Origin of the sequence: Pseudarthrobacter sp. L19, from assembly GCF_050859435.1 — a bacterium.
Lineage (GTDB): Bacteria > Actinomycetota > Actinomycetes > Actinomycetales > Micrococcaceae > Arthrobacter.
In genome coordinates this window covers 1,688,679-1,715,531 of sequence record NZ_CP193935.1, presented here as the reverse complement: position 1 = coordinate 1,715,531, position 26,853 = coordinate 1,688,679, and the positions used below count along the sequence as shown (strand labels likewise).

The following is a 26,853-nucleotide window of genomic DNA, read 5'->3' as shown; positions in this document are numbered from 1 at the left end:
CCAGCACTGGCACCGGCAGCCACGGGCAGTGGAGTGTCAGAGCCGCGGCAGGACGTCCTCGCGGACCTGCTTGCGGAGGATCTTGCCCAGCATGGACCGGGGCAGGTCGGGGACGGCCACCACCCGGCGCGGAACCTTGTAGCCGGCCAGGTGCTCGCGGCAGTGGGTCCGCAGGGCTTCCTCGTCCAGGGAGGTGCCGGGTTCGAGTTCGACGGCGGCCACTACCATCTCGCCGCCACGTTCCAGCGGCTTGCCGACCACCGCGGCGTCGCGGACGTCCGGGTGCAGGCGCAGCACGGCCTCCACCTCGGTGGGTGAGACGTTGAAACCGCCGGTGATGATCAGCTCCTTGGCCCGGTCCACCACGGTGGTGAACCCGTCGGCGTCGACGGTCACCACGTCGCCGGTCCGCAGCCAGCCGTCCGCCGTCAGGGTTTTGGCGGTTTCCTCGGGGTTGTTCCAGTAGCCCTGGAAGACCCGCGGGCCCTTGATCAGGAGCTCCCCAGGCTGACCCTGCGCGACCTCCACGGAGGGATCGTCCACCTCGACCACCTTCATCAGTGTGGAGGGGAACGGCACGCCGATCGTCCCGGTGCGGCGGGTGGGGTGGAACGGGTTGCCGAGCGCCACCGGGGAGGACTCGGTCATCCCGTAGCCCTCCACCAGCAGTCCGCCGGAGACCGACTCCCAGAGTTCCACCACGTGGTCGGGCAGGTTCATGGCCCCGGAGATGCAGTACTTGCAGGACCGCAGGGAGATGCCCTTCTCCTTCGCAGCCATGGCGGTGCGCTCGTAGATTGGCGGGACGGCGCAGTAGACGGTGGCGGGCGACTTCTTCATGGCGGCCAGGATCAGGTCCGGGTCGAACTTGGGGAAGAGCACCAGCAGGCCCTGCTTGCGGATCCCGTAGGTCAGGTAGAGCGTCATGCCGAAGGCGTGGAACATCGGCAGGATCGCGTAGAAGATCTCCTTGCGGTATTCCGCGCCCGCCATCCAGGCCTCGCCCTGCAACGCGTTGGCGTAGAGGTTGAAGTGCGTCAGCATGGCGCCCTTGGGCCGGCCGGTGGTGCCGGAGGTGTACTGGATCGCGGCGAGGTCCGTGACCGCCGGGCGGGGGTGCGAGGGGTCGATCCGGCCGTGACCCAGCAGGTCCTTCCACGGCGTGGTGCCGGGGGCCGGTGCGGTGAGCGACTCCCGGGTTTGGCGGAGCTTCTTCACCGGCAGGGAAAGGGCCAGCCGTTTGACGGCGGGGAACGCCTCAAGGAGATTCACGGAGACGACGTGGTCGATTTCGATGTCGGAGGGGAATTCGCGGACGGCGGCGGCGGCCTTGTCCCAGGCGATCACCACGCGTGCTTGGTGATCCTCGAACAGGTGGCGCAGCTCGCGGGAGGTATACAGCGGGTTGTGTTCGACGACGACGGCGCCCAGGCGGAGGACCGCGTAGAACGCGACGACGTGCTGCGGGCAGTTGGGGAGGATCAGAGCCACGCGATCGCCGGCGCGCACGCCTAGGCGGCGCAGTCCCTCGGCGGCCCGGTCCACCTGCTCGCCGAGGTCGGTGTAGCTGGTCCGCCGGCCGAAGAACTCCATGGCGGGGGCGGCGCCGGCCTCGCTCACGGACCGTTCGAACATGGACACGAGCGACTCGGTGGGCAGCTCGATGTCGGCCGGGACGCCCGGCTGGTAGTTCTTCAGCCAGGGCCGGGGGTCCGTGTTGTGCATGGTCACATCATTTCGCGAACAGCGGCCCGGCAGCTAATCCCCGGCGGCCGCGGCGTCAGAGGGCGGACCAGCCGCCGTCGGAGGCGAGCACCGCGCCGTTGATGTTGGTGCCGTCGTCGCTGAGCAGGAAGGTGATGGAGGCCGCCAGCTGCGCCGCCGAGGCGGGCGTCGGAATGTTCGCGCCCATCAGCGGTCCCAGCCGCTCGACCGCCAGTTGCGAGCCCCATTCGGCGACGATGTTGGTGATGGTCGCGCCGGGGGCAACCGTGTTGAAGCGCAGCCCCTTGGGCCCGTACATCACCGCCGAGTTCTTGGTCAGCCCGATAACGGCGTGCTTGGAGGCGGTGTACGCGGCGCCGGCGGCGGAGCCGCGCAGGCCCGCTTCGGAGGAGACGTTGACGACCGAGCCCGTCCCCGCCTCCAGCATCAGCGGCAGGACCGCCCGGGTCAGCCGCATCAGTCCGGTGACATTGATCCGGAACACGCGCTCCCAGACCGCGTCGTCCACCTCGTGGATCGGGGCGAAGTTGTCCATGATGCCGGCGACGTTCGCCAGGGCGTCGACGCGGCCGCCGGCGGCCTCGACGACGGCGGCGACGGTTTCCGCGGCGGAGATGTCCCCCGCGACGGGCAGGATCTCCAGCTCCCCGTGCCCGGCCACCAACTCATCGAGGCGCTCCGCGCTCACGTCCGCGGCGACCACCCGGCCGCCCTCCTTCGCGACCCGGAGGGCCGTTGCCAGCCCGATGCCCGAACCCGCCCCGGTGACGATGACGGTCCTGCCCGCGAACCGGCCGGGTGTGATGTTTTCCTGCCATGCAGCTTCGTTGCCCATGATGTCCTTCCAGACGCAGCAGTCCTTGACAGCGCCAGCTTAGGGCAGCTGACGGCCGGGGAACATGGGTCACGGTTTGACGGGAGTGCCGGATGTTGTTCACAGTGATTCTGTGCTCTTGAACGTCGAACCAAGCGCTCCGGGCACGTCCGCCCCCGGCGCCCTCCCGCGGGGCCGGCAGGCAGCCGCCCTGGGGGTCTTCCTGGCCGTCTCTTTCGTGGTGTCCTTCGTGGGGTCCCTGCCCATCCGGGCCAACGCGGCCGGCTGGTACGCCACCGCCCTGACGGCCCCGTGGACGCCGCCTGCGCTGGCCTTCAGTTCCTTCTGGCTGTTGCTGTACGCGGGCATGGCGGTCGCCGCCTGGCTGGTCTGGCGCCAGCGGCTGCTGCCGCGCCGGCCGGCCTTCCTGGCCTACGGCGGCCTGCTGGTGCTGAACCTGGCGTGGCCCCTGATGTTTTTCGGCATGTATCCGCTGATGGGGGCGGCCGCACTGTGGCTGGCCCTGGGGCTGATCGCGGCGCACGCGGCCCTGGCCGCCGCCACGGTGTTCCGCTTCGGCCCGATCAGCACCGCTGCCGGACTCCTGATGCTCCCGTACCTGTCCTGGCTGGTCTTCTCGGCCAGCCTGAACCTGTACGCCGCCCTCAACAACTGAGGGCGGCGTAGAGCTTCAGGGCTACGGTTCTGGACGTGCCGCTCAGGCGCGGACCGGTTCGGCAAGGAGCGCGTCCACCTGGCCGAGGGCGCCCTTCATGCCTTCCTCCATGCCCATGGCGACGATCTTTTCCATCTGTTCCTGGGTTTCGAAGGTTGAGACCACGCTCATCCGGGTGCGGCCGCCCAGGTCTTCCAGGGTGACAACGCCGTGGATGGTGCCCATCTCCGCGACCGGCTCGCCGTCGTCGTCGGCGAAACCGTCGTCGAACACCAGGCGGTGCGGGGCCTCCAGGGAGACGAAGCGCCACCACCCGCGGGCCTTCTCCCCTTCGGGGCCGGTCATGTAATAGCTCGCCTCACCGCCGGGGACGAAGTCATGCTTTTCGAAGGTCGCCGGCCAGGTGGGCGGACCCCACCAGCGTTCGAGCTGCCGCGGATCCTCCCAGATCTGCCAGACGCGCTCGACGCCGGCGTCGAACTCCGCGATCACGGTGAGGCTGAGCGCCCCGGGATCCTGGGCTGAACTGATGACGGTCATGATGTCCCCTTCCCTGCGATTGGTGATGCTGGTTAGTCCCCGGTGGAGTCACTCCCCCGCGCGGGCGGCGTACCTTCCGCGAGGAGGTCCGCGATCCGGTCCGAGCGCTGCCTCCAGATGTTTTCGTAGTCGTCCAGCAGACGCCGGACCCGTTGCAGTCCGTCATGGTTGGCCCGCACGATTTGCTCCCGTCCGCGTTTCTCCTTGGTCACCAGGGTGGCGCGCTCCAGGACGGCAACGTGCTTTTGGACGGCGGCGAAGCTCATCGCGTAGCGCTCGGCGAGGCCCGAGACCGAAGACTCCGACGCCGTCACCCGCCGCACGATGTCCCGCCGGGTGGCGTCGGCCAGGGCCTGGAACACCCGGTCCGCCGCCTCTTCACTCAACTGATCTACAACCATTTGGTTGTAGAATAGGCCGCTTCTTAGTGACCGTCAAGGGTTTCTGTCAGCCCAGGAAAGTCCGGTGGACGTCGCTGCCGTAGCGGCGGACGATGTCCCGCCGGGCGGCCTGGAACGCTTCAAGATCGCCGCCATGGCCGTTCTGGGCCACGCGGCGCCGGGCGAGTTCGTCCGCGATGACGTCCAGGAACAGTTCGGCCAGCAGCAGCCGGGCCGAGTCGCGGAACCGGCCCCGGCCGTCGACGTAGAGCCGCACGGTGGGGGCCGCGGTATTGATGATGACCTTGCGCTCCGCTGCGCTGTACACCGCCCGGTCCGCACCGTCGGGGAGGCTGCGGAACTCGTAGCCGGTGAAAAGGTCCATGCCGTGGTCCCGGTTGGGCCGCGGCCTGGCCCGGGAGGCGCCCGGCGTAGACGCGGCCCCGGCATGCGCCGGCTGGTCACCGGCGTGCCGGGACGCCTGCTCGGCGATGACAATCTCGCAGGTAGCCCAGTGGTCTCCGGCCCTCACGGTAAGCGTGCCCCGCTCCCCCGCGCGGTCCCCGGTGACCGTCCAGACCAGCCGTCCAGGATCATCGGTCCCCAGGGTGTCCTGGGCCGGGGCGTGCGGCCCCTCGAGATGGATGGACGGTGGCAGCTCGGGTTCGACGGAAAGACCCGTGGCGGAGAAGTCCGTACCCGGCGGCAGCAGGGCGGGGTCGGGCAGCAGCGCCACGTGGAACGCATGCCCCGGCGGGCGGTAGTAAAACGGCGTGGTGAACCGCAGCGCCGGGGCCGCGCCGGATGCGTCGGCGTCCCGGGAGGCGCCGGCGTCGGCCTGTCCGGGCCCGGCCGTTAGGGACACGGCGTCCGGCTCCGTCTGCAGGCCGAGGTCGACGACGGCGGCGCGGTTCATGTGCCGCAGCAGCTCCTCGATCATCTCCGCGGTCCGGCCCGAGGTGGTGGCCCGCTCCAGGTGCGAGAGTTTCTCCCGCTCGGCCAGTACGGCGGGGGCCAACGCCGCGCTGACAGCCCGCGAGAAGGCCTCCACGAAGGGATCGCGGGCGTTGAGGCCTTCCCTTTCGTCGCTGATGACCGCACGGCCGTGGCCCAGCATGTCGGTCAGGGCATCGCAGCGGACCTCCCCGAAGAGGTACTCCGTGCCCATTTGGTTCTCGAACTCGAACAGCTGGCAGTCCAGGACGGCCTGGCCGGAGAGCACCACCAGCCCGTTGGTCCGTTCGTCGCCGCGGCTGATGAGCTCGGTCCCGGAGGCCCGCTTCACGGTCAGGGTGAAGGGGTAGTCCCGGCCCTCGAAGGGCACCGTCCCGGCCTGCCCTGGCCCGATGAGGACCTCGGCCGCGGGCTCGGTGAACAGGACCGGCTCGGGGCTGTCCGCGCCGGAGCCGGGGTGGCCCGCGGACAGCTCGACGGTGCGCCGGCCCAGCACCTCCCGCAGGTAGAAGTTGTTGGCCAGGGACTGACGCAGGGTGTGGTGCTGGCTGATCACCACGCGGGGGTTCTCGACGACGATCGTCACCCGGGTGCCGTGCCCCGCCGTCGGCCCTTCCGTCAGCCCCAGCCGCGCATAGTCCGCGGGGAGGGCCGGGCGGCTGCCGCCGCCGTCGTCGTACAGGTATCCGCCGTTGCCGCCGCGGAAGATGTCGATCCGGGTGAAGCGGCCCTCCCGGACGGTCTCCAGCCAGCCGTGGCCCAACCCGAAGACGGCCTGTTTCAGGCCCCGGCCGAAGTAGCCGCGGCCGTTGCCCTCGCCGCGGGCCAGCGGGCTGTGTGCGCCGCCGTAACTGAGGATGCTGCGGGCCTGCCCGAAGCTCATGCCCTCCGCCTGGTCGGCGACCGTGAGCACGGCGCCGGTGAGGTGCCGTTCGTAGCCGACCAGGATCCGGCCCGTATCCGCGGCGCCGGCACGCTCCATCCGGGCGTAGCTTTCGTCGCTGTTGGTGATCAGTTCCACCAGCGCCTTCTCCACCGAGGCGAAGCGCCGCGAATCGATCCCGATCACGCGCTGGTCAACCTGTATTTCGGCGACGCCCATGGCACTCCCTCGCTTGACTCCCCGCCGCAGGCCACGGATCACAGCGCGGCGGGTCATGGCCGGGCGGGCCCCCGGTCCAGGGGCGGGGCTGCGGCCGTTACGGGGAGGCTACCAGTTCAGCGGTTCGTGGCGTCAGAGTATCCCGGTGCCGGGTTTCCGGCGGCCAGGCCGCCCGTTTCTGGGCCTGCGGAGTCCTCGAGGAACCCGCGCAGCCAGGCCAGCGCCTCCGCCCGGGAGGTGAAGAACTCGTGCGGGTAGTCGGTGTCGCGGCTGGTGGCCGCGGCGATCACCCGGTCCACGGCGCTGGAGCCCAGCACCGCGATAGCCAGGACGTCTGAGGACTTGGCAAACTCGTACCGGGCGGCGGCGCTGATTTCGACGTCGGTCATCACCGAGAGCATCGGCATGCGGCTGCTCCCGGTGATCGCGGCGGTCGCCTTGAGGGCGTCCCGCGCGTCGGCGATGTCCACGAACGAGCCCGGCGCCCAGGAGGACTCGATGATGCCGTCGTTGACGGTCAGAGTGTTCTTCCCGTTCGCAGCAAGGATCGTTTCCGGTAACATCAGGCCCAGTCTAAGCACCCCGGACCAAGGCCAGCGAGCAACACGGCGACGGCGGTGGGCGAATTTTGCTCTCCGCCCGGCCTCCGTCCGCCCGATCCGTCCAACCGAAGGAGCACCCGTGTCACTGCGCAAAGGAATGTCCGTGGAGTGGAACTCGCCGCAGGGAAAGACCCACGGCAAGATCGTGGAAAAGAAAACCAGCGACTTCGAGCTGGACGGCAACACCCACCGGGCCAGCGAGGACGAGCCGCAGTACGTGGTGGAGTCGGCCAAGACCGGTGCCCGCGCGGCACATAAGGCCTCGGCCCTGACCGAAAAGAAGTAGCCGCCGGGCCGTCCCGCCCGGGCATGTGACCATTCTCACCTGCAATATTCGGCTTCTGGCTTGAGGGCCATCCCGGCCGCTGTGCATCATGGAACAGCCGGCCGGGACCCTCAAACTTCCGCCGGCGCAGCCCCGGATCCGCCCCGATGCCCCGCGCGTCGGACGCTGGCCGGGGATCCATACTGGTGGACGCAACGAGGCCAAACCGGTGGGCTTTCCAGCCGCCATGGTCCCGGGTGTTTCCGGTGTGGACTGACGGCGGCTCCGCATCGGTGCGGCAGCCGGAGATCCGGATCAAGAATGGAAGCCTGAACAATGACGTTTGAAACTGCCACCACCGTGACCCACAAATTCTGGGACCGTGCCACGATGCACCACGAGCTGGATGCCCTGGTCCACGAGCACTCGGTCCGGCACAACACCGCCAAGTCCAACGTCGCCGTCCACGCCAGCGGCCCCAACACCTTCACCCTCAGCGTGCAGCACGGCGCGGGCAACCTTGAGGCGGCGTCCGCCTAGGACGCGGCTAACCGGCTGACCGCATGGCCGTCTTGGCCCGGTACATATCCTGGTCAGCGCCGGCAAGCAACGACGCGGCAAGATCGTGGACCCGGTCCGCTCCGGCGGCCGGGTCCACTGCCGTTTCCGCCTGGCCCACCGCGATCGACAACGGCAGCGTTGCGCCTTCGACCGCCAACGGGGCCGCCAGGCAGCCCCTGACCCGTGCCGCCACAGCGTCCAGCTCGGCCGCCGTCACCAGGTCCGGAACCAGGATGACGAACTCGTCCCCGCTGTACCGGGTCACCATGTCGGAACCGCGGGCCGCACCGGAAAGCATCCGGGCCACGTGCTCCAGCACCCGGTCCCCCGCGGCGTGGCCCAGGGAGTCGTTGACAAGCTTGAAGTCGTTGACGTCGCAAAACAACAGCCCCACGCGCCCGCCGTCGTCCCCGGCCCTCGCCAGGGCCGCAATCAGGCTCTCCTGCAGGTGCCGGCGGTTCGGCAGCCCCGTGAGCGGGTCGTGGAGCGCCCGGTGGTGCGCCTCCCGCAGCAGGGCAGCCCGCTCCGCGGCGGCGTCCTCCAGCTGCCGGTGGGCGGCGGCCAGCTCGTATTCGTAGCGCCGGCGCTCCGGTGCGGCGTAGAAGATCGCCAGGTCCCGCGTCGCGCCCCCGATCTGGGTCCGCGTTACCGTGAGCAGGACCGGCCGCCGCTCCCCGTCCGGCGCCAGCAGGGACACCGCCAGCTCGGACAGCTGACCTTCCCGGTCCAGGACAGGCACGGCGTGGGTCCGGAACATCAGCCGGTCCCCGGCGGGGAAGAGGTCCAAGAGCCGTTTCCCCTCCAGCTCGCCCGGCAACGCCCCGGCCCAGCGGGTGAGGGTGGCGTTCGCGGCCTCGATCACGCCGTCGATCCCGGCGACGGCGTATCCGGCCGGCACGGCGTGGAAGAGTTCGCCATAGTCCAGCGGCGCAGGCTCCAGCGGCGCGGGCCCGGTCACGAGGCCGCCAGGAAGTCGAGCATGGCGGCCGCGGTTTCCTCCGGCGCGCTGGACTGCGGGAAGTGTCCCGTGGCGGAAAGGCGGACCAGCGTCCCCTGGGCCAGGTGCTCTTGAAGGTAGGCGCCCACCGAGTCGGGGGTGACGACGTCGTCCGTCGCCTGCAGCACCAGCGTCGGAACCAGCACCCCGGGGAGCAGGTGGCGGGTGTCGGAGAGGAAGGCCACCCGGGCGAAGTCCCGGGCCACGCGCGGCCCGATGCGGCCGAAGCTGCCCTGGACCTCCCGGTCCAGCTCGGGAGCATCGGGGACGTTCATATAGACCGGCGCCATGGACTCGGCCCACACCAGATAGTTCGAATCCAGGGACCGGAAAAGATCGTCAAGGTCGCCGCGGCTGAAACCGCCCTCGTAGCCCTGGTCCGGGTGGTCCAGGTAGCAGGGCGAGGCGGTCAACAGGATCAGGCGTCCGAAGCGGTCCGCGGTGTCCCGTGCTGCGGCGCTGACCGCCATCATGGACCCCACGCTGTGTCCCACCAGCGTCGCGTCCCGCAGCTCCAGCCGGGCACAGACCTCCAGCAGGTCGTCAACGTAGGCCTCCAGCGAGGCGTAGCGGCCGGAATCGTAGGCCGCTTTGTCCGAGCCGCCCGAGCCGACGTGGTCCATCAGCACCACGCGGTACCGGTCCGTGAAGGCGGGCAGGATCCGGCGCCAGATGGATTGATCCGTTCCGAAGCCGTGCGCGAAGACCAGGGCCGGGCCGTCCTCCGGGCCCAGGGTCCGGACGTTGTTGCGGACCAGCACATCGGTTACCACGTGATCATCCCGCCTTCTCCCCGACCCTCGTCGGCCTCGTTGTTGCTCTTGCCGGCCGGCCTGGAACGGCGGATGAGTCGTACCATCCTAGCTCCGGCCAGCCCCCTGGCCATGGAGCCGGGCTGGACAAGATAACAATACTAGTTAGACTAGCTATATTGCTTTCTAGCTAAAAGATTGGTGACACCATGACGGCGGTACTCGAACCCAGGCAGGCGGCCCCCGCTGCCGCTTCAGTGCACGTCGACGCCGCCCCGCGGCACTGCGGTGGGGCCATGGTGAAACAGAAGGCCTCGCTGGATTCCCTGCTCTGGGGCTTCCAGCTGCCGGGCTCCGCGGAGTGGGTCTGCCCCTGCGGCTTCCGGCAGGACGCGGCCGCCGCAGGAGAGCCGCTGCACGCGGTCAGCACCGCCGCGGCCCGGGTCGAGAGCCTGCAATGGGAGCTGGACGCCGCAAAGGACGAACTGCTGTCCGCCCTGCGGGCTGCGGCCGCTAACGGTTCGACCAGCACCGAGCTGGTCGAGGCTGCCGGACTGCCCGACGACGAGTTCGCCCGGCTCCTGCTGTGACCTTCGCCCAAGTTCTCGACGACCAACACCGTGCGGCCCGCCGCCTGCACCGTCGGACGCCCGTGCAGGCCCCGGCCGGGCATGCACAGCGCACAGCCAGGCCCGGCACCTGCCCTGGGGAGGCTTCCGCCACCTTCTCTCTTTCTCCCGCCGCCACGGGCACTCCCGCCGCGGGCGGGCACCCCGCCGCGACGGGCACCGCCGCAGTCGAGCGCCTTCTGGACGGACGCTACCTCCTCGGCGAACTGCTGGGCCGCGGCTCCGAGGCGGACGTCTACCGGGCCACCGACCTGGCGGCACGAAGCTCCGCCCCGGAGCTGGCGGTCAAGATCTTCCGCGCCGGGACCGCGGATGCCGCCTCGCCGTTCATCCGTGAGCGGGACCTCCACGGCCCGCTGCGGCAGCGCGCGATCGTGCGGGTGCTGGGCCATGGCCGGGCGGCCGACGACGACGCCACGGCGGCAGGCCGCGGCTATGTCGTCACCGAGCTGATTGACGGCCCCGACCTGCGGTCCCATCTGCACGGGAACACCCTCAGTGCCGGGCAGGTGACCGTATGGTCGGCCGACATTGCCGGTGCACTGGCCCACCTTCACCGCCGCGGCATCGTGCACAACGACGTGAAACCGGCCAACATCATCCTGGCCGGCCTCACGCCCGGGCACGCCGGCGCAGGGGCCGGGCCACGCTGACCGACTTCGGCATCGCCACGAGCGCCCGGCACCGGGCCAACAGCGCCACGTCCGGCACGCCCCACTACCTCAGTCCCGAGGCGGTGCATGGCACCGGGACCAGCAGCGCCAGCGACATCTATGCCCTGGGCCTGGTGATCTTCGAGTGCCTGACCGGCATCAAGGCCTTCCCCGGGCCGGCGCTGGAGTCGATGGTGGCCCGCACGCTGCGGCTGCCGAGGCTCCCGTCGACGGTGGGGCGACGCTGGTCCGTGCTGCTGCATGCGATGACCGATCCGGAACCCGCCCGCCGGCCCACCGCCGCCGCCGTCGGCCGCGCCCTGAAGCGCATCGCCCGGTGACCCGGGCCCGGCGCTCATCCGGCGATGTGGACGACGGCAACTTCCACCGCACAGCGGCGCGGTTCCAGGTGCGCGCGGACCGCGGCTGCCGCGGCGCGTGCGACGTCGGGGGCGCGGTGTCCGGTGGCTACACCGATGCGGGCCTTGACCGTGACGACGTCGCCGGAGGCGTCCACTGCCACCGGGTTGGGCGTCTCGCCGGTGACGGCGGCGTGGGCGGCGCCGGCAATGTTCTGCCACACCGGGTGGGCCGGGTACAGCGTCTGGACGCCGTCGACCTGTTCGAGGACCCGGTGCAGTTCGCGTGCCACGGCACTGTCCGATCCGCCGCTGACAGCAGTGTCCGGTGCGACGGCCGGGGCGTGGTCCGAAGCGCTGGCGCTCGGGCGCAGGGGCTCGGTCATGGCTTCTCCTCCGGTGTGGTCTGGGTCCGGTCCGCAGGTGGGGGCGGGGCCAGGATGTCGGTAATGGTGACGTCGATCGACGTGATGTTCAATTCGGTTTGCTGTGACAGCGTGTCCGCCAGCTGGCTGCGGAGCTCGGCCGCCCGTTGTTCCAACGGGTGGCCGTACACCACGGCCAGGTCCACGGAGACGGTCACCGGGGCCCCGGGGGTTCCTACGTCCCCGTGCAGCCGGCATTTTCCCGCCGCGGTCCCGGGCAACGCATCCGCCACGGAACGGATCACCGCTGAAATGGCGCCCTCCGTCTCGGACAGGATGTCGTCTGCATGGCCGCCGCGGACGGGGATGCTCCGTCCGGGCCTGAGTTCCAGCCGCAGGTTGTCCAGGATGGACTGCATCCAGTCGTCGGTGCCCGATCCCGCCGCCGCGATGTCGGCGTCGCGCAGGTCGGTTCCGAGCGCCGAGATGCTGTCCAGCGCCGCCAGTCCTGCCTGGCATTCCGGGCACTGATTGAGGTGTCCGGGGTCGGCGAATTCGCCGGTGTCCAGATACGTGCTGAGTTCGGCCAGGGTATGTCCGCAGTCGAGGGTGTCGTTGGGTGTACTCATCGCCATTCCTCCATTTCGCGCGCCAGGGTGACCCGCGCCCGTGCCAGCCTGCCGCGGACGCTCGCGGTGCTGATGTTCAGGGTCTGCGCGATGTCCTCGTAGCTTTGGTCGTTGAATTCCTTGAGCACCCAGCAGCGGCGTTGTTCCTCCGGCAGTGCTGCCAGCGCCCGCTTGAGTGCTTCGATCCGCGAGCCGCTGACTGCCGAAGATTCCGGGTCCGGGCTGGCGGGCCGGCCGGCCATGCCCGCGTCCAGCGTCTCCTCGACCGAGTCGACGTCGGTGTGGAAGCGGCGGCGACGCAGGTGGTCGATGCTGCGGCTGCCGGTGATGCGGAGCAGCCAGCCCCTGACCGCCGCGGGTTCCCGCAGGGTGTCGATCTGGCGCCAGGCCTGCATCAGCGCTTCCTGCACGACGTCGTCGGCGTCGGCAAGGGAGCCGGTCAGGCGGCGTGCGGCGGCCCGCATCACGGGCCCGTGACGCCGGGCGAGGGTTTCGAAGGCCGCGGTGTCGCCGTCGGCAGCGCGGCCGGCAAGCAGCGCATCCGGGACGGCGTCCAGGTGGTGCGGCGCCGGGGGTGAACCAGTCACGTGTCTATCGCTTTCATCGCGGGCCGTAAAGAGCGGGCCATAAAAGTGAGCCGGGCACCGGCCCGGGCTCCCTCAGGGGGCGGCCCGGGCCGGGTGCGGCCGGTGGAACTAGTTCTTGCTGAAGCCTTCTTTGATCTTGCGCGCGGCTTCCCGGAGGTTGCCGCCGACGTCGGCCGCGGCGTCCTTGATCTTCTCGCCGGCGTCCTGCAGCTGGGCCTTGGCCTGGTCCTGCTGGCCCTCGCGTTCCAGCTGTTCGTTGCCGGTCAACTTGCCGGCACCCTCCTTGGCGGCGCCGAGGTGGTTGGTCACGGCGTTGTTGGCCTTGTCATCGATCCCCATGATCGTGTTCCTTTCCTGTCGGTCGTGCTCGTGTAAGGGTGGTGCTCTGCTGCGGTGCCGGTCAGCGGGCGCGGTCTGCGCCGGCCACCCGGGACCGTACTCCGGTGGTGATTCGTACCAGGACCGGTACCGGATGCCCGATCAGCGCATCGATGCCGCGCACCAGCTCCTCGGCGGTGTCCGCGAGCTCCCGTGGTGAGGCGCCCTTCCGGGCCTCCAGCCGGAGCCGCAGCCCGGTGCCGCGCCGGTTTTCCCAGGCGGAGACGTTGCTGCCGACCACCAGGCGGTTGCCGTCCAGCGCCTCGCTGACGGCGGTGCCAATGAGTCCTGCGTCGATGGTGGTGGCACCCCGGTCGCCGTCGTCGTCCCGGGCCAGCCGGGGAGTCCGGCCGCCACCCTGGGAGGCGAGCCATGCCACGGAGAGCGCGGCGGCGACGAGGAAGACGGCCACTGCGGCCACCGACCACCAGCTCCCGGGCCGTCCCGGCAGGGGCGCCGAGGCCAGTGCGGCCCGGGCCTGGTCCATCAGGAAGGTGCCGGTGGCGGTCCAGCTGGCGGCGATGTCCGGTACCAGCCCGGCCGCGGCCGTGACGGCGCCGGCGGCCAGCAGGACCAGCCCGGCCAGCGCCAGCAGGATGCGGTTCAGTGCCCTGTTTGTGTTGCTCACTGTCCCAGCACTCCTTCCTTGAGGATCCGGACCGAGGGCGCGAGCCGGCGGTCCAGGCGGTAGGCGGCGAGTTCGCCGTCCACCGCCGCATGGATGGCATCCCGGTCCGCGGGCACTCCGGAGGTGGGGCGGACCTGGACCGCGACCGACCGGGAGGAAACCGTGGAGGTCACCTGGCCCGGGGTGAGCCCGGCGGCCAGCCGTGCCCGCCGGGAGACGGCGGCGGCGATGACCTCGTCGTCCACCACGACGGCGGTGCGGTCGCTTTCGAGGGCCCGCCGGGAGCGGCGGCCGCCCGCAATCGCGGTGAGGAGCAGGGCCAGGCCCAGCAGCGCCACGCCCGCCCCGGCCGCGGCCAGCCCGGCCGGGATGGTGGCCTGGGGCAGTCCGGTCAGCCAGCGCCACAGCTGTCCGGGAGCGGCCAGCAGGGCGGGTTCGCCGAGCAGTGCCAGCACCGTCTCCAGCGCCAGCCAGAGGAAGAGGACGGTCAGCAGGATCGCGGTCACGGCCGACACTGTTGCCCGGGAGGAGTGGGTTTCCCGCCGAAGAATCCGCCGGGTTGCCTGGTTCTGGTTCACGCCACTCTCCTTTCCTGGTGCTCGCGTGGGGTCTTGGCGCCGCTGAGCCTGATGTCCACCCGGCCCAGCTGCATCCCGGTCAGCTGCGGGGCACGGTCGAGGATGGCCTGCCGCGCGGCACGGGACTTCTCGAAGAGGCTGACCGGCTGGTCCGGCCGCGGGCCGAGCAGCGGCGGCACGGCCAGCTGCACGGTCACCGCGGCGGCCAGCTGGCCGGCGTCGTCGTCCAGCTGGGCGGAGACGTTGCCCCGGGGAACCCCGAAGGCTTCCGCGGTGACCGCTTCGACGGTGTGCCGCAGGGCCGTCCCCGTGATCCGGGTGTGGCCGGTGCGGGTCATGACGATGAGCGCTTGCCGCGCAGGGCGTCCAGCACTCCGGCCAGATCCAGCCGGCCCTCGGCGCTGCGGCCCAGGATGGCACCGATGCCCATGAACAGGGCGGTCAGGACCAGTCCCCAGAAGCCGAACGCCAGGGCGACGACCGCCAGGACGGCGCCGGCGGCGACGCCGGCGACCGTCGGGCTCATGCGACCCTCGGCTCGTTGGTGTCGTCGTCATCCTGGTCGTCCGAGGGGACGTGGATGTCGGTGATGGTGATGTTGACCTCGGTGACCTCCATGCCGACCAGGTCCTCGACGGCGTTGTACACGGCGTCGCGGGCGTTATCGGCCACCTGCTGGAGCGGGTAGGGGTACTCGACGACGAGGGTGACGTCGACGGCAACCTGGGTCTGGCCGACCTCGACGCTCACACCCTGGGTGAGGTCCTTCTGGCCAACCTTTTCGCGCAGGGTGCCAAGGGCCCGGGCTGCGCCGCCGCCGAGGGCGTGGACGCCCTCGATCTCCTGGATGGCGATGCCGGCGATCTTGGCGACGACGCCGTCGGCCACCGTGGTGTTGCCGCGGCCGTCGTTCTTGGTGTGCTGGTTGGTGGTGGCGACCGCGGTGGACGTGGTCTTGGCCGGAACGTCTGCGGGGGTGTGCGTCTGGTTGGTCATTGCTATCACTCCTGTTCGTTGAGGGAGGCGCACTGATGCGCCGTCACTAGGAAGACGGGGCGGGCACGGGAAACCTCACGGTCGACTTTGCGTGAGCTGCATCACAGTGAGGAGCGGATGCGGAACCGGCCCCCGGGCGTTCACCTTGGCTCCACACCCGGTTCATTACCGGCGGGTAGCTTGGCCGGGTCAGCCGGAGATCCAACCCTGAGAGGCTCACCATGAGCGCGACTCGCACCCGAGGCATCCTTACCGCCGCCGCAGCCATCGTCCTGGCCGCATCCGCGATCGGCGGCACCGCCGTCGCCCAGGCCGCGGACAACGACCACCGCGGTGGAGCGGACCCCGGCTCGCACGCCCAGGACGGCCCCGGCACGGCCCTGGCGGACGCGTTCAGCCGCGTGGACCGCGGAACGGCCTGGCGGCAGACCGGCAAGCTGAAACTGGATTTCCCGACCTACCACACGGAGGGAATTGCCTTCAGCGAGGACCACATCTTCCTGTCGGCCGTCCAGATCACCGAGCCCACCACCAAGTTCGCCACCCCGCAGAACGGCTTCGACCGGACCCCGGGCAAGGGCATCGGCCACCTGTTCGTCATGGACAAGGCCGGGAAACTGCAAAAGGACATCACCCTGGGCGAGGGCGACATGTACCACCCCGGCGGCATCGACTTCGACGGCACCAATGTCTGGGTGCCGGTGGCGCAGTACCGCCCGGACAGCAGCGCGATCATCTACAAGGTGGATGCCAAAACCCTGGACGTGCACAAGCAGTTCGAGGTCAAGGACCACTTCGGCGGCATCGTCATGGACAAGCAGACCGGCCACCTTGTGGGAAACACCTGGGGATCGCGGCGCTTCGCCGAATGGGACCTGCAGGGTAAGCAGCTCGCCACCTGGGAGAACCCGAACTACTTCATCGACTATCAGGACTGCCAGTACGTCCCCGCCTCCAAGATGCTCTGCGGCGGCATCACCAACCTCCCGCAGACCCCCGCCGCCGGCGGGACCGCCGGAACCTACGAGCTCGGCGGGATGGCGATGATCGACCTGAAGTCCCACGCAGTGACCCGCGATGTGCCGTTCCAGCAGTGGTCCACCGCCGGCCACGTGGCCACCCGCAACCCGTTCAAAATGACCGCCGACGGCGACCACTTGACCATGAAGGTGGCCCCGGACAACGGCGACGAAGGCAACGGCACCGAAATCCTCACCTACGAAGCAACCGTCAAAGCCGCCAACTAGCGGCACCCGGCCCGAACCGATCGGAAAATCATGATTCCCCCAGCCCACCGCTCCACCCGACGGCGCATCGCCGCCGCCACCGGTGCCACCGCCCTGGCCGCCACGGCCCTCACCGCAGGCCTGGTCGGCGTCGGCGCCGGCCCCGCCTCCGCCGGCGGCGATGACCACCGCGGCACCGCGACGCCGATCCAGCACGTCGTCGTGATCTTCCAGGAGAACGTCTCCTTCGACCACTACTTCGCCACCTACCCGAAGGCCGCGAACATCCCCGGCGAGACCCAGCAGGGTTCGGGCGCTGCGGCAGCCACCTTCACGGCCGCGAAGAACACGCCCAAGAAGATCGACACCCTGGCCTCTGCCGGGCTCCTGGCGCCGAACAACCCCAACGCCAAGCAGCCCGAGCGGCTCACCCCGCAGCAGGCCGTCACCTGCGACCAGGACCACAACTACGGTGCCGAGCAGAAGGCCTACAACGGCGGACTGATGGACAAGTTCGTCGAATACACCAGCCGGGACGCGTGCGGTCCCAACCAGTACGGCCGCAACGGGCTGACCATGGACTACTACGACGGCAACACCGTCACCGGCATCTGGAACTACGCCCAGAACTACGCCATGAGCGACAACCACTTCAGCACCGTCTTCGGCCCCTCCACCCCGGGCGCGCTGAACCTGGTCTCCGGCCAGACCCACGGCGCCACCGAATTCACCGCGGACGGCAAGCCCGTGGCCACCCCCGCCGCCGGCAGCTACACCGTCCGCCAGCCCGACGCCAACGGCGTGGGCACGGTCATCAACGACCCGGACCCGGTCTACGACGACTGCTCCAACAGCAGCCATGCCAAGACCAACAACCTGGCGGGCATGACCGGCAAGAACATCGGTGACCTGCTCAGCGCCAAGGGAACCTCCTGGGGCTGGTTCCAGGGCGGCTTCACCCCCAGCACCCCCGCGACGGCCACCGCCCCGGCGTCGTGCCTGACCAGCCACACCAACGCCGCCGGCGCCTCCGTGGTGGACTACTCCCCGCACCACCAGCCGTTCCAGTACTACAAGTCCACGGCCAACCCGCACCACCTGGCCCCGGCCTCGGACGCGGAGATCGGCCACGACGGCCAGGCCAACCACCAGTACGACCTGACCGACTTCGGCAAGGTGGTCAACACGGACAACATGCCGGCCGTTTCCTTCCTGAAGGCGGGCATGTTCCAGGACGGGCACGCCGCCTACTCCGACCCGATCGATGAGCAGAAGTTCATCACCGCCACGGTCAACCAGATCCAGAAGTCCAAGAACTGGGAAAACACCGCCGTGGTCCTGGCCTACGACGATTCGGACGGCTGGTACGACCACGCCGCCGCGAAGGTGAAAAACTCCTCCAACACCGCCGACGACGCCGCGTGGTGCCAGAACGCCGCTGCCGCCGGTGTCCCGATGGCCGGCGGCTACGCCGACCGCTGCGGACCCGGCCCGCGCCAGCCGCTGGTGGTCATCTCCCCGTACGCGAAGAAGAACTTCGTGGACCACACCCAGACGGACCAGGCCTCGATCCTGCGCTTCATCGAGGACAACTGGCACACCGGCCAGGTCGGCGACGCCTCCGCGGACGCCGGGGCGGGTTCCTTGAAGGCGATGTTCAACTTCGACCACAAGCGTCCTGGCACGGTGCTGCTGGATGAGCAGACGGGGGCCGTGGCCTCTGTCACCGGCCCGAAGGATGACGGTCAGGACGGGGACTCGAAGGGAGAGACCTCCAAGGGAGAGAACTCAGGCAAGTAGCCCCTCCGGTGCAGGCCGCCGCCTGCCCCGCTCCTGTTGGAAGCGCCGCCCGGCTGATGCCGGGCGGCGCTCTTGCCTCCGGATAGGCTGGCCGCATGACCCCTCCCGCAGATCTGCTGCCGGCGCTGGCCGGTGTCGCCGTGTTGGTGGCGGTGACCCTCGCGGTGCTCACGGCCTACCGCGTCCCCGCCCGGTTTGCGCCGGCCTGGGCGATCCTGCGCGGCGCCCTGCAGCTGGCGGCGATCAGCCTGGTCCTCAGCGGCGTCATCACCAACGGCTACCTGGTGGCCCTGGCGCTGCTGGTGATGTTCACGGTGGCCGCGTGGACGGCCACCCGCCGGCTGGGCCGGGACCGGCGGATGTTCGGCCGGGTCGGCGCCGCGATGGGTGCCGGGGTGGCCGTCACCCTCGCCGTCGTCTTCGCCACCGGCGCCATCGAGTTCTCGCCGCGCTACGCGCTGGCGATCGGCGGCATCGTCATCGGCAACGCCATGTCCATCACCACCCTGGCCGGCCGGCACTTCCAACAGACTGCCGCGGCCCGGTGGGAGGAGGTGGAAGGGTGGCTGGCCCTGGGCGCCCGGCCGCGCCAGGCCACCACCGAGCTGGCCCGGGAGGCGGTGCACGCGGGTCTGGTCCCCACCACCGACCAAAGCAAGACCACCGGCCTCGTCACCCTGCCCGGCGCCTTCGTGGGCGCCATCTTCGGCGGCATCTCCCCGCTGTCCGCGGGAGTGTTCCAGGTGGTGGTGCTGGCCTCGATCATGGCCGCGGGAGCCATCACGGCCGTGGTGATCGTGCTGTTCCTGGCTCCGCTGCGGGTCAAACCGGTCCCGGCGGCCTGAGGCCCTAGGCCCCCGCCGTCATAGCTCTGAGTTCCCGGTTCACGGCCGGCATGATCTCCGTGGCGAGCAGTTCGATGGAGCGCGCGGTCTGGGCGAAGGGCACGCCGCCGACGCCGATCTGGGCCATGTACCGGCTGTTGCCCAGCGCCTCGTGGATGGTGAGAAGCTTCTCGATGATCTGCTGCGGGCTTCCCACCAACAGGCCGCCGCCGGGTTCGGTCCACTCGTCGAAGGTGGACCGCGGGAAATGGTCCACCGGGCGGGGCATGTTCTGTTCGAAATAGCCGCGGTAGTGAGGGTAGAACTCGTCGCGCGCCCGCTGGGAGGTGGCCGCCGCGTAGAAGTGGCCGCCGACGCCGATGGGGAGGGAAGCGGCGTCGTGTCCGGCGTCCGCGGCGGACTGCCGGTACAGGCCCGCCAGCCGACGAAAGCGCTCGGGGCCGGAGAGCAGGGCGATGAACAGCGGCAGGCCGAGCCGTCCGGCGCGGGCGAAGCTGGCGGGCGTACCCCCGACGCCCACCCAGACGGGGAGTTTGTCCTGCAGCGGGCGCGGGGCAATGTCCATGCCGGGGATGGACTGGGTCAGCGTGCCCGTCCACTCCAGCGTGGCGTTGTCCCGAAGGGCCAACAGCATCTGCAGCTTCTCCTCGAACAGCGCGTCGTAGTCGGCGGTGTCGTGGCCGAAGAGCGGGTAGGACTCGATGAAGGCGCCCCGGCCTGCGATGATTTCGGCCCTGCCGCCGGAGAGCAGGTCCAGGGTGGCAAACTGCTCGAAGAGCCGGACCGGGTCGTGCGTGGACAGCACCGTGACGGCGGTGCTGAGCCGGAGGTTGGTGGTCTCGCGGGCGATGGCGGCGAGCACCATCTCCGGGGCCGAGAGCGCGAAGTCGTGGCGGTGGTGCTCACCCAGGCCTAGGAACCCCAGCCCTGCCTGGTCCGCCAGCTTGGCCAGCTCGATGAGTTCCTTGAGCCGCTGGTGCGGGGACAGCGCCGCCCCCGTGTCGACGTTGCGGGTCAGTTCGCCAAAGGTAAAGATGCCAAAGTCCATATTTGGTTGAACATTCAACTTATGGAATTCATTCCGCATTAAACGGACAGCCGCCCCCGGTCCTGGGACCGGGGGCGGCTGCGGGTGTCCTATGCCTGCCGGTAGACCTTGCGGGCGACGGTCAGGCTGGCCGCGGCGATGATGGCGATGGCCACCAGGTAGTAGCCGGGCACCAGCAGGGACCCGGTGCTGCCGATCAGCGCGGTGAGGATGAACGGGGCGAACCCGCCGAAGACCGTGACGCCGATGTTGTAGCCCAGCGAGAGGCCGGTGGAGCGGATCCGGGCCGGGAACATCGAGGACATGATTGCCGGGAGCGGGGCGAAGTAGGCGGTGGCCAGGACGGAGAGCACCAGTTCCACCACGATCATGGTGGGCAGCTCCGGGGCGGCGATGAGAGCCAGGAACGCCGGGATGCCGACGACGATCGTGCCGCCGGCGGCCCAGGTCATCACCCGGGCCGGGCCCACCTTGTCCGAGAGCATGCCGATGAACGGGGAGCCCACGCTCATCACGATGCCGAAGATCAGGGTGGAGAGGAACGCGACCGCCTTGGGCATGTTCAGGTTCACGATCGCGTAGGTGGGCATGAAGAGGGCGATGTACACGCCCACGGAGCCCAGGGAGACGACGCCGACGATCGCCCAGAGCCGCCCGCCGTTGCCGACGAAGGTTTCCCGCAGCGGCGCCGTCGAGGTTTCCGTGGCGAGGAACTCCGGGGTCTCCTCCATCTTGGAGCGGATGTACCAGCCCACGGGGCCGATCGCGAGGGCGAAGATGAACGGCAGCCGCCAGCCCCAGGACTCCAGCGACTGGGTGCTGAGGTAGCTGTTGAGGACGAACCCGAAGATGCCGGCCAGCAGGATGCCGCCGCCCTGGGTGGCCACCTGCCAGCTTCCGTAGAACGCCTTCCGGGTGGGGGCGTACTCGATCAGGTAGGCCGTGGCGGTGCCGAATTCGCCGCCGGTGGCGAAGCCCTGCAGCAGCCGGGCGACGAGGACGATGATGCTGGCCGTCACGCCGATCATGGCCGCCGTCGGCGCGACGACGATCAGCAGGGTTCCCACGAACATCACCAGGATGGAGACCAGCATGCCGGCCTTCCTGCCGGCCTTGTCCGCGTAGCGTCCGATCAGGATCCCGCCGAGGGGCCGCATGATGAAGGAGACACCGAACGAGGCGAAGGTCAGCAGCAGGGAGGCGGCATCGCTGGTGGTGGGGAAGAAGAGTTTGGAGATGGTGACGGCGAAGGTGCCGTAGACGATCAGGTCGAACCATTCGAGGCCGTTGCCGATCGAGGCGGCGACGACGGCCTTGCGGGCGTTGCTGCGTTCGACGGCGTTGAGGGTGCGCGGGGCGGTTTGGCGGTCCGCGCTGGCGGCGCCTCCCGTTGCGGCCACGTCGGTGGTGGTGGGTTGGCTCATGGCTGCGGGGTCCCTTCGGTGGGCTCGGTGGAGGTCAGGTGATCGGCCAGCGCGCGGAGGAAGTCCTCGCAGGCGGCGATCTGGCTCAGCTCGACGTATTCGTTGGCGGTGTGGCCCTGGTCCATGGACCCCGGCCCGCAGACGACAGTGTCGATGCCGGCCCGCTGGAACAGGCCCGCCTCGGTGGCGTAGACGACCGTCTCCTCGACGGCGTTGCCGGTCAGCCGCTGGGCGAGGTCCAGGGCAGCGCGTGGACCCTCGGGGCTGAGGCCCGGGACGGCGCCCAGCTGTTCCATGACGATGTCCGTGCCGGGTTTCTCGGCCTGGATCTCGGTCCGTAGCCCATCGAGGGCCTCCCGGATCCGGGCGATGATGCCTTCCGGATCGACGCCGGGGATGGTCCGGAATTCGAATTCGAAAGCGCAGTGCTCCGCCACGGTGTTGACGGCCGCGCCGCCGCTGACGACGCCGACATTGGCGGTGGTGTAGGGCACCACGAAGGTCGGGTCGAAGGGGCCGGACAGCCGGTGCTCGTCGGCGAGGGACCGGATGGCGGCGATCGCGCGTGCGGCGTATTCGATCGCATTGACGCCGGTGGAGGTCATCGAGGAGTGCGCGGCGATGCCGGAGACGGTCACGCGGAAGAGCTGGCTGCTCTTGTGCGCGGAGACCGGCCGCATGCTGGTGGGCTCGCCCACGAAGCCAAGGCGGGGCCGGATGCCGCGGGCTTCCAGTTCGGCGAGCAGCACGACGGCGCCGTGGCAGCCGACCTCCTCGTCGTAGGTCCAGGCGAAGTGCAGCGGCTCGGCGAGGGGCCGGGACAGGAACTCGGGCAGGAAGCCCAGGATGGCGCCGCTGAAGGCCTTCATGTCGGTGGCGCCGCGGCCGTAGAGCCGGCCGTCGCGGATCTCGGCGGTGAAGGGGTCGCTGTGCCAGTCCTGGCCGTCGACAGGGACGACGTCGGTGTGCCCGGCGAGCATGATGCCCCCGGTGACGGTGCCGTCGGCGGCCGGGATGGTGCCGAAGAGGTTGGCCTTGCGGCCGTCGGGGCTGGGGACCACCAGCGGGGTGATGCCCCGGGCGGAGAGTTCGTCGGCCAAGAAACGGATGAGTTCGAGGTTGGAGTTGCGGCTGGTGGTGTCGAAGCCGATCAGCGTGGCGGACCAGTCAACGGCGGCGGCGCTGGGCGCAACGGCCGCGGAGGTGGCAGGCAGAGACGTGGCAGCCGGAGAGGTGGCAGGCGTCATGGGTGGTTTCCCCCGGAACGGTGTTGGAGTGCTGCGCCATGGGGGTCCGGTTGCGGTCTCCGGACCGGCGCGGCGGCGGCCAAACGGCCCCGCAGTCCCCAGTATTTGGCCCTTGGACGACACCTGTCAACACTTTGAGCCGCATTTATTCATTTTATTGAACACTCAGCCGCGGGAATCGCTGCTCAGAATGACGGCGGCGTCATCGCCCCGATCAGCACCGCATCCTTGTCGGTGGGATTGCGGTACCAGTGCGGCAGGGAGGAGTCGTAGGTCAGCGAATCACCTTCCTCCAGCTCGTAGCCCACGCCGTTGACGCAGACGTAGAGCCGCCCTTGCACCACGGTCACGCACTCTTCGCCGGCGTGCTTGAACGGGGCGTCCTTGTTGTCCCAGCCGGCGGCGATCTGGGCGCGCAGCATGCCCAGCTGGCCGTTCATGTGCGGTGTCAGCAGCTCGTAGATCAGGTTGTCCTCGGCCACTTCCAGCCGGCGGCGTTCGTCACGGCGGACCAGCGCCCCGCCCTGGTCACTGGTGTCGAAGAAGCGCCCCACCGGCACCTTGAGCGCCTGGGAGAGCTTGATCAGGGTGGTCAGCGAGGGGTTGCCCTGGCCGCGCTCGATCTGGCTCAGCAGGCCCGGGCTTAACCCGGCCGCGGCCGCGAGCCCGCCGATGCTGAAGCCGGCCTCGCGGCGCAGGTGCAGCACCAGGGCGCCGACGGCGGTCATCGCCCGCTCGGCCTGGTCTTCGACCCCGGGGGACTCCAGCGTCAGGCCGGGGTGGCCGCCAAGATTGTCCATGCCACGATGCTCCGCCATAGTGAAGTTATCGTCAAGATAATGAAGCCTGCCCGGGCCCGCCGCGCCGGCGGTAGCGTGGAGGCATGAGCGAGGCTTACCGCTACGACGTCGAGATCCTGCACCTGCTGGTCTCCCCGCTCACGCCTACTTCGGCCGGGCCAGGGAGGGCGCGGCCGACGTCCCGACGCACGACGCGGCGGAGGCGCAGTTCGTCGCCGGCAAGGGGATTGCCGGGGACCGGTTCTTCGGCAAGGCCGCGCACATGGACGCCGCCGCGACCCTGTTCGCCGTCGAGGGCCTGGAGGCGATCGCCGCGGAGCTTGGCACGCCGCCCCTGGACCCGTTGCTGACCCGGCGCAACGTGATCATCCGCGGCGCCGAGCTGGCACCGCTGCTGGGCCACGAGTTCGTCCTGGAGTCCGGCGGGGACGCGGTCCGGCTCAAGGCCGGGCGCCCAGCCCACCCCTGCGCCTGGATGGATTCGATGCTGGCCCCCGGCGCGCACAAGGCGATGCGCGGGCGTGGCGGCGTGCGCTGCCGCGTGGTGTCCGACGGCGTGGTGCACCGCGGCCCCGCGGTCCTGGTCAGCCCCGTGCCGCTGGACCCGGCGCGGGCCGGTGAGGCGTCGGTCCTGCGCCCGTCCCGCCTGCCGTAAGGGGCAGCGCGGCCGCTCCACTAGGCTTGGCGCCATGACATTTGAAGCGGTCCTGGAGTCCCTTCGCGGCGTGGCGAAGGGGTCCACCCACTCGCACACCGGCCTGTGGGTCTCGGACCAGCTGCGCCAGCGGATTGCCGCCGGCGACCTCACCCCGGGCACCAAGCTCTCCGAGGAGGCCCTGGGCGACGCGCTGGGCGTCAGCCGCAATACCCTCCGCGAGGCCTTCACCGCCCTGCATGCCGAGCACATCGTGACCCGGATCCCCAACCGCGGTGTGTTCGTGGCCCGGCCCGCCGCCGAGGACATCCGCGAAATCTACCGGGTCCGCCGCTTCGTCGAACCCGCCGCCGTTCTCTGGCACGAGGCCGCCCCGGTGGACGAGCTGCGCGCCGTCGTCGCCGATGCCCAGGACGCCCGCGCCCGCGGCGACATCGCCGGGATGGCCGGCGCCAACCAGGAGTTCCACCGCGCCCTGGTGGCCCGCGCCGGCAGCGAGCGCCTGGACTCGCTGATGAAGCAGGTGCTGGCCGAGATGCGCCTGGTGTTCCACTCGATGGGATCGGACCCCGCCTTCCACGAGCCCTACGTCGCGGACAATGCCCGGGTGCTGGAGCTGATCGCCGCCGGCCGCAACGCCGAGGCGGCGGAGCTGATGCGGGACTACCTCAACCGGGCCGAGGCGCAGCTGCTGGCCGCGATGGCGCAGGAGCAGCACTAAGCCGGCATCCCGCGGGAAACGGGCGGCCACCTGGCGGGTGCCCGCCACTCCTCTTGCGCATTGTTCAACAAAACCATAAGCTGTGGATCACAGTGATGGGCATCACTTTGCGGAAGTCACCCCTTTCAGCTCGGCCGGGCCGGCCATGCCCCTAACTACTCTCGTCCGCGGAACACTGCTGCGTCCTGCGGGGATGGATGGATATGCTCGTACTCATCGGGGTCTTGCTGGTCATCGTCGGCTTCGCCGTCCGCCTCAACCCACTCATTGTTGTCACCGTTTCCGGCATCGTCACGGCGTTGCTGGGCGGCCTGTCCCCGCTTGAGATCCTCAACGCGTTCGGCTCCGGCTTCGCCAGCAGCCGGTCCGTGACGATCTTCGTAGTGGTCCTGCCGGTCATCGGCATCATCGAACGTTTCGGGCTGCAGGAGCAGGCCAAGACGCTGATCGCGAAGCTGGCCAGACTGACCGCCGGCCGCGTGCTGCTGGGCTACCTGTTGGTCCGCCAGGCCACCGCCGCCGTCGGCCTCACCGGCATCGGCGGCCACGCCCAGACCGTGCGGCCGCTGGTGTTCCCCATGGCCGAGGGCGCCGCGCTGCGCCGCTACGGCCACGTCCCCGAAAAGGTCCGGGAAAAGATCAAGGGCCACTCCGCCGCGGCGGACAACGTGGGCGTCTTCTTCGGTGAGGACATCTTCGTGGCGGTCGGCTCCATCCTGCTGATCACCTCGTTCGTGGACACCACCTACAAGCTGCACCTCGAACCCCTGGAACTGGCCGTCTGGGCCATCCCCACCGCCATCATCGCCTTCCTCATCCACGGCTTCCGGCTGCTGCGGCTGGACCGCCAGCTGGACAAGGACGTCCGCGCCGCCGTCGAGGAAGAGAAGTCCGCCGTCACCGTAGGAGACAACGCATGATCAAGGTTGAAGCCGTCTTCTGGCTGATTGGCATTCTGTTCATCGCCTGGGCGTTCCTGATTTCCCGGGACACCAGCCACCCCAAGCGCTGGGGCAGCTCGGCCTTCTGGGGCCTGCTGGGTCTCTGCTTCTTCTACGGCTCCTGGGTGCAGGCGAACACCGCCCCGGCCTGGGTCCTGGGCGTCGCCGTCCTGGTCCTGGTGGTCCTGGCCAGCACCGGTCCCCTCGGTGACGGCAAGTCCCGCACCACCAGCGAGGCCGAGCGCACCGCGTCCGCGGCCCGCTTCGGCAATAAGCTCTTCATCCCGGCGCTGACCCTGCCGGTGGTCACCGTGATCATCGTCCTGCTCGCCCCGGTCCTGAAGGTCGGCGGCCAGCCGCTCCTCGACCCGGCCAACACCACCCTCCTGGCCCTAGCCATCGGCGCCATCGCGGCCGCCGTCGTCGCCGTCGTCCTGCTCAAGCCCAAGAACAAGCTGACCCCCATCTTCGAGGGCCGCCGGATCCTCGAATCCATTGGCTGGGCCGCGCTGCTGCCGCAGATGCTCTCCACCCTGGGCATCCTGTTCACCAAGGCCGGCGTGGGCAAGGCCGTGGGCACCCTGGCCACCGGCGTCCTGCCGGAGGGTTCGCTGATCGCCGCCGTGATCGTCTACTCCGTGGGCATGTTCCTCTTCACCGTGCTGATGGGCAACGCGTTCGCCGCGTTCCCGATCATGACAGCGGCCATCGGCTGGCCGGTGCTGGTCCAGGGCTTCCACGGCACCCCGGCGATCATCTTCGCGATCGGCATGCTGGCCGGCTTCTGCGGCACGCTCTGCACCCCCATGGCGGCCAACTTCAACCTGGTGCCCTCGGCGCTGCTGGAGATGAAGAACAAGTACGGCGTCATCAAGGCGCAGGTGGCCACCGCCGTGCCGCTGCTGGCCGCCAACATCGGCCTGATGTACTTCCTGGCCTTCAACTGATCCCGTCCGCAACCACCCGTTAGGGGCAC

33 protein-coding genes and 1 pseudogene are annotated in these 26,853 nt (G+C 69.8%); 13 read left to right on the top strand and 21 right to left on the bottom strand.

Annotated features, from left to right (window positions below):
• Positions 1-36: 36 nt before the first annotated feature.
• Both ACRQ5B_RS08095 and ACRQ5B_RS08090 read right to left on the bottom strand, forming a co-directional pair.
• Entirely contained in the window at positions 37-1,725 is a 1,689-nt protein-coding gene (locus tag ACRQ5B_RS08095; RefSeq protein WP_432398633.1) for a long-chain-fatty-acid--CoA ligase, read from the bottom strand.
• 55 nt (positions 1,726-1,780) lie between these two features.
• Positions 1,781-2,560, bottom strand: coding sequence for an SDR family NAD(P)-dependent oxidoreductase (locus ACRQ5B_RS08090; protein WP_432398631.1), 780 nt, complete (start codon positions 2,558-2,560; stop codon positions 1,781-1,783).
• Positions 2,561-2,672: 112 nt separating this feature from the next.
• Between ACRQ5B_RS08090 and ACRQ5B_RS08085 the strand changes: the two genes are divergently transcribed.
• The gene (locus ACRQ5B_RS08085) at positions 2,673-3,215 is read left to right on the top strand and encodes a TspO/MBR family protein (protein WP_432398629.1); all 543 of its coding nucleotides are present in this window, start codon (positions 2,673-2,675) and stop codon (positions 3,213-3,215) included.
• Between the two features lie 42 nt (positions 3,216-3,257).
• Here the strand turns inward: ACRQ5B_RS08085 and ACRQ5B_RS08080 are convergent, their stop codons facing one another.
• The 4 genes from ACRQ5B_RS08080 to ACRQ5B_RS08065 form a co-directional block, all read right to left on the bottom strand.
• Entirely contained in the window at positions 3,258-3,755 is a 498-nt protein-coding gene (locus ACRQ5B_RS08080) for an SRPBCC family protein (protein ID WP_432398627.1), read from the bottom strand.
• A 32-nt stretch (positions 3,756-3,787) separates the two neighbouring features.
• The gene (locus ACRQ5B_RS08075) at positions 3,788-4,156 is read right to left on the bottom strand and encodes an ArsR/SmtB family transcription factor (protein WP_432398625.1); all 369 of its coding nucleotides are present in this window, start codon (positions 4,154-4,156) and stop codon (positions 3,788-3,790) included.
• A gap of 46 nt (positions 4,157-4,202) precedes the next feature.
• Positions 4,203-6,191, bottom strand: a complete 1,989-nt coding sequence (locus ACRQ5B_RS08070) for an ATP-binding protein (protein WP_432398623.1) — start codon at positions 6,189-6,191, stop codon at positions 4,203-4,205.
• A gap of 116 nt (positions 6,192-6,307) precedes the next feature.
• Positions 6,308-6,754, bottom strand: coding sequence for an STAS/SEC14 domain-containing protein (locus ACRQ5B_RS08065; protein ID WP_432398621.1), 447 nt, complete (start codon positions 6,752-6,754; stop codon positions 6,308-6,310).
• A gap of 118 nt (positions 6,755-6,872) precedes the next feature.
• Between ACRQ5B_RS08065 and ACRQ5B_RS08060 the strand changes: the two genes are divergently transcribed.
• Both ACRQ5B_RS08060 and ACRQ5B_RS08055 read left to right on the top strand, forming a co-directional pair.
• Complete coding sequence (locus tag ACRQ5B_RS08060) at positions 6,873-7,079, top strand: DUF2945 domain-containing protein (RefSeq protein WP_290256242.1); 207 nt, start codon at positions 6,873-6,875, stop codon at positions 7,077-7,079.
• Positions 7,080-7,394: 315 nt separating this feature from the next.
• A complete protein-coding gene (locus ACRQ5B_RS08055) occupies positions 7,395-7,598 on the top strand; it encodes a hypothetical protein (RefSeq protein ID WP_290256243.1) in 204 nt (67 codons plus the stop codon).
• A 7-nt stretch (positions 7,599-7,605) separates the two neighbouring features.
• Here ACRQ5B_RS08055 and ACRQ5B_RS08050 read toward each other — a convergent pair whose 3' ends face one another.
• The gene (locus tag ACRQ5B_RS08050; protein WP_432398618.1) at positions 7,606-8,577 is read right to left on the bottom strand and encodes a diguanylate cyclase domain-containing protein; all 972 of its coding nucleotides are present in this window, start codon (positions 8,575-8,577) and stop codon (positions 7,606-7,608) included.
• Positions 8,574-9,389, bottom strand: coding sequence for an alpha/beta fold hydrolase (locus tag ACRQ5B_RS08045; protein ID WP_432398616.1), 816 nt, complete (start codon positions 9,387-9,389; stop codon positions 8,574-8,576). Before ACRQ5B_RS08045 ends, ACRQ5B_RS08050 begins: the two co-directional genes overlap by 4 nt.
• Before the next feature lie 188 nt (positions 9,390-9,577).
• Here ACRQ5B_RS08045 and ACRQ5B_RS08040 point away from each other — a divergent pair, with 188 nt between their 5' ends.
• Genes ACRQ5B_RS08040 through ACRQ5B_RS08030 form a run of 3 tightly spaced genes read left to right on the top strand, consistent with a single transcriptional unit; the run spans position 9,578 to position 10,991 of the window.
• The gene (locus ACRQ5B_RS08040; RefSeq protein WP_432398614.1) at positions 9,578-9,958 is read left to right on the top strand and encodes a hypothetical protein; all 381 of its coding nucleotides are present in this window, start codon (positions 9,578-9,580) and stop codon (positions 9,956-9,958) included.
• Positions 9,955-10,650, top strand: coding sequence for a protein kinase domain-containing protein (locus ACRQ5B_RS08035; RefSeq protein WP_432398613.1), 696 nt, complete (start codon positions 9,955-9,957; stop codon positions 10,648-10,650). The genes ACRQ5B_RS08040 and ACRQ5B_RS08035 overlap by 4 nt, the downstream gene beginning before the upstream one ends.
• Positions 10,647-10,991, top strand: coding sequence for a protein kinase domain-containing protein (locus ACRQ5B_RS08030; protein ID WP_432398721.1), 345 nt, complete (start codon positions 10,647-10,649; stop codon positions 10,989-10,991). Before ACRQ5B_RS08035 ends, ACRQ5B_RS08030 begins: the two co-directional genes overlap by 4 nt.
• A gap of 14 nt (positions 10,992-11,005) precedes the next feature.
• Here the strand turns inward: ACRQ5B_RS08030 and ACRQ5B_RS08025 are convergent, their stop codons facing one another.
• From ACRQ5B_RS08025 to ACRQ5B_RS07985, 9 genes are all read right to left on the bottom strand, one after another.
• On the bottom strand, positions 11,006-11,395 hold the full coding sequence (locus ACRQ5B_RS08025) for a hypothetical protein (protein WP_412884057.1): 390 nt from the start codon (positions 11,393-11,395) through the stop codon (positions 11,006-11,008).
• On the bottom strand, positions 11,392-12,003 hold the full coding sequence (locus ACRQ5B_RS08020) for an Asp23/Gls24 family envelope stress response protein (RefSeq protein WP_432398611.1): 612 nt from the start codon (positions 12,001-12,003) through the stop codon (positions 11,392-11,394). The genes ACRQ5B_RS08025 and ACRQ5B_RS08020 overlap by 4 nt, the downstream gene beginning before the upstream one ends.
• A complete protein-coding gene (locus ACRQ5B_RS08015; protein WP_412884059.1) occupies positions 12,000-12,590 on the bottom strand; it encodes an RNA polymerase sigma factor in 591 nt (196 codons plus the stop codon). Before ACRQ5B_RS08015 ends, ACRQ5B_RS08020 begins: the two co-directional genes overlap by 4 nt.
• Before the next feature lie 108 nt (positions 12,591-12,698).
• Positions 12,699-12,929, bottom strand: coding sequence for a CsbD family protein (locus ACRQ5B_RS08010; protein WP_290256251.1), 231 nt, complete (start codon positions 12,927-12,929; stop codon positions 12,699-12,701).
• A gap of 61 nt (positions 12,930-12,990) precedes the next feature.
• Positions 12,991-13,596, bottom strand: a complete 606-nt coding sequence (locus ACRQ5B_RS08005; protein ID WP_432398608.1) for a hypothetical protein — start codon at positions 13,594-13,596, stop codon at positions 12,991-12,993.
• Positions 13,593-14,174: a hypothetical protein gene (locus ACRQ5B_RS08000; RefSeq protein ID WP_412884061.1), complete on the bottom strand. Its 582-nt coding sequence runs from the start codon at positions 14,172-14,174 to the stop codon at positions 13,593-13,595. The genes ACRQ5B_RS08005 and ACRQ5B_RS08000 overlap by 4 nt, the downstream gene beginning before the upstream one ends.
• Positions 14,171-14,512: a hypothetical protein gene (locus tag ACRQ5B_RS07995; protein WP_412884062.1), complete on the bottom strand. Its 342-nt coding sequence runs from the start codon at positions 14,510-14,512 to the stop codon at positions 14,171-14,173. Before ACRQ5B_RS07995 ends, ACRQ5B_RS08000 begins: the two co-directional genes overlap by 4 nt.
• Positions 14,509-14,700 carry a DUF2273 domain-containing protein gene (locus ACRQ5B_RS07990; RefSeq protein ID WP_400158352.1) on the bottom strand — a complete coding sequence of 64 codons (192 nt, stop codon included), beginning with the start codon at positions 14,698-14,700 and terminating at the stop codon, positions 14,509-14,511. The genes ACRQ5B_RS07995 and ACRQ5B_RS07990 overlap by 4 nt, the downstream gene beginning before the upstream one ends.
• Positions 14,697-15,170 carry an Asp23/Gls24 family envelope stress response protein gene (locus tag ACRQ5B_RS07985; protein WP_400158351.1) on the bottom strand — a complete coding sequence of 158 codons (474 nt, stop codon included), beginning with the start codon at positions 15,168-15,170 and terminating at the stop codon, positions 14,697-14,699. Before ACRQ5B_RS07985 ends, ACRQ5B_RS07990 begins: the two co-directional genes overlap by 4 nt.
• A gap of 221 nt (positions 15,171-15,391) precedes the next feature.
• Between ACRQ5B_RS07985 and ACRQ5B_RS07980 the strand changes: the two genes are divergently transcribed.
• From ACRQ5B_RS07980 to ACRQ5B_RS07970, 3 genes are all read left to right on the top strand, one after another.
• Positions 15,392-16,417: a DUF6454 family protein gene (locus ACRQ5B_RS07980; protein WP_432398605.1), complete on the top strand. Its 1,026-nt coding sequence runs from the start codon at positions 15,392-15,394 to the stop codon at positions 16,415-16,417.
• Between the two features lie 30 nt (positions 16,418-16,447).
• Entirely contained in the window at positions 16,448-18,196 is a 1,749-nt protein-coding gene (locus ACRQ5B_RS07975) for a phospholipase C (RefSeq protein ID WP_432398603.1), read from the top strand.
• A gap of 95 nt (positions 18,197-18,291) precedes the next feature.
• Positions 18,292-19,041 carry an ABC transporter permease gene (locus ACRQ5B_RS07970; protein WP_412884065.1) on the top strand — a complete coding sequence of 250 codons (750 nt, stop codon included), beginning with the start codon at positions 18,292-18,294 and terminating at the stop codon, positions 19,039-19,041.
• 4 nt (positions 19,042-19,045) lie between these two features.
• On the opposite strand, the gene ACRQ5B_RS07965 is transcribed toward ACRQ5B_RS07970, so the two are convergent.
• From ACRQ5B_RS07965 to ACRQ5B_RS07950, 4 genes are all read right to left on the bottom strand, one after another.
• Positions 19,046-20,089, bottom strand: a complete 1,044-nt coding sequence (locus ACRQ5B_RS07965; RefSeq protein WP_432398600.1) for an LLM class flavin-dependent oxidoreductase — start codon at positions 20,087-20,089, stop codon at positions 19,046-19,048.
• Positions 20,090-20,178: 89 nt separating this feature from the next.
• Positions 20,179-21,513, bottom strand: coding sequence for an MFS transporter (locus ACRQ5B_RS07960; RefSeq protein WP_432398598.1), 1,335 nt, complete (start codon positions 21,511-21,513; stop codon positions 20,179-20,181).
• Entirely contained in the window at positions 21,510-22,760 is a 1,251-nt protein-coding gene (argE, locus tag ACRQ5B_RS07955) for an acetylornithine deacetylase (RefSeq protein WP_432398596.1), read from the bottom strand. The genes ACRQ5B_RS07960 and argE overlap by 4 nt, the downstream gene beginning before the upstream one ends.
• A gap of 185 nt (positions 22,761-22,945) precedes the next feature.
• Positions 22,946-23,560: a helix-turn-helix domain-containing protein gene (locus ACRQ5B_RS07950; RefSeq protein WP_432398594.1), complete on the bottom strand. Its 615-nt coding sequence runs from the start codon at positions 23,558-23,560 to the stop codon at positions 22,946-22,948.
• An 83-nt stretch (positions 23,561-23,643) separates the two neighbouring features.
• Here ACRQ5B_RS07950 and ACRQ5B_RS07945 point away from each other — a divergent pair.
• The 4 genes and pseudogenes from ACRQ5B_RS07945 (at position 23,644) to ACRQ5B_RS07930 (ending at position 26,824) form a co-directional block, all read left to right on the top strand.
• Positions 23,644-24,215: pseudogene (locus ACRQ5B_RS07945) on the top strand (MOSC domain-containing protein).
• Between the two features lie 34 nt (positions 24,216-24,249).
• On the top strand, positions 24,250-24,936 hold the full coding sequence (locus tag ACRQ5B_RS07940) for a GntR family transcriptional regulator (RefSeq protein WP_432398592.1): 687 nt from the start codon (positions 24,250-24,252) through the stop codon (positions 24,934-24,936).
• Between the two features lie 203 nt (positions 24,937-25,139).
• The gene (locus ACRQ5B_RS07935) at positions 25,140-25,856 is read left to right on the top strand and encodes a DUF969 domain-containing protein (protein ID WP_432398590.1); all 717 of its coding nucleotides are present in this window, start codon (positions 25,140-25,142) and stop codon (positions 25,854-25,856) included.
• On the top strand, positions 25,853-26,824 hold the full coding sequence (locus ACRQ5B_RS07930) for a DUF979 domain-containing protein (protein WP_432398588.1): 972 nt from the start codon (positions 25,853-25,855) through the stop codon (positions 26,822-26,824). The genes ACRQ5B_RS07935 and ACRQ5B_RS07930 overlap by 4 nt, the downstream gene beginning before the upstream one ends.
• Positions 26,825-26,853: the final 29 nt, after the last annotated feature.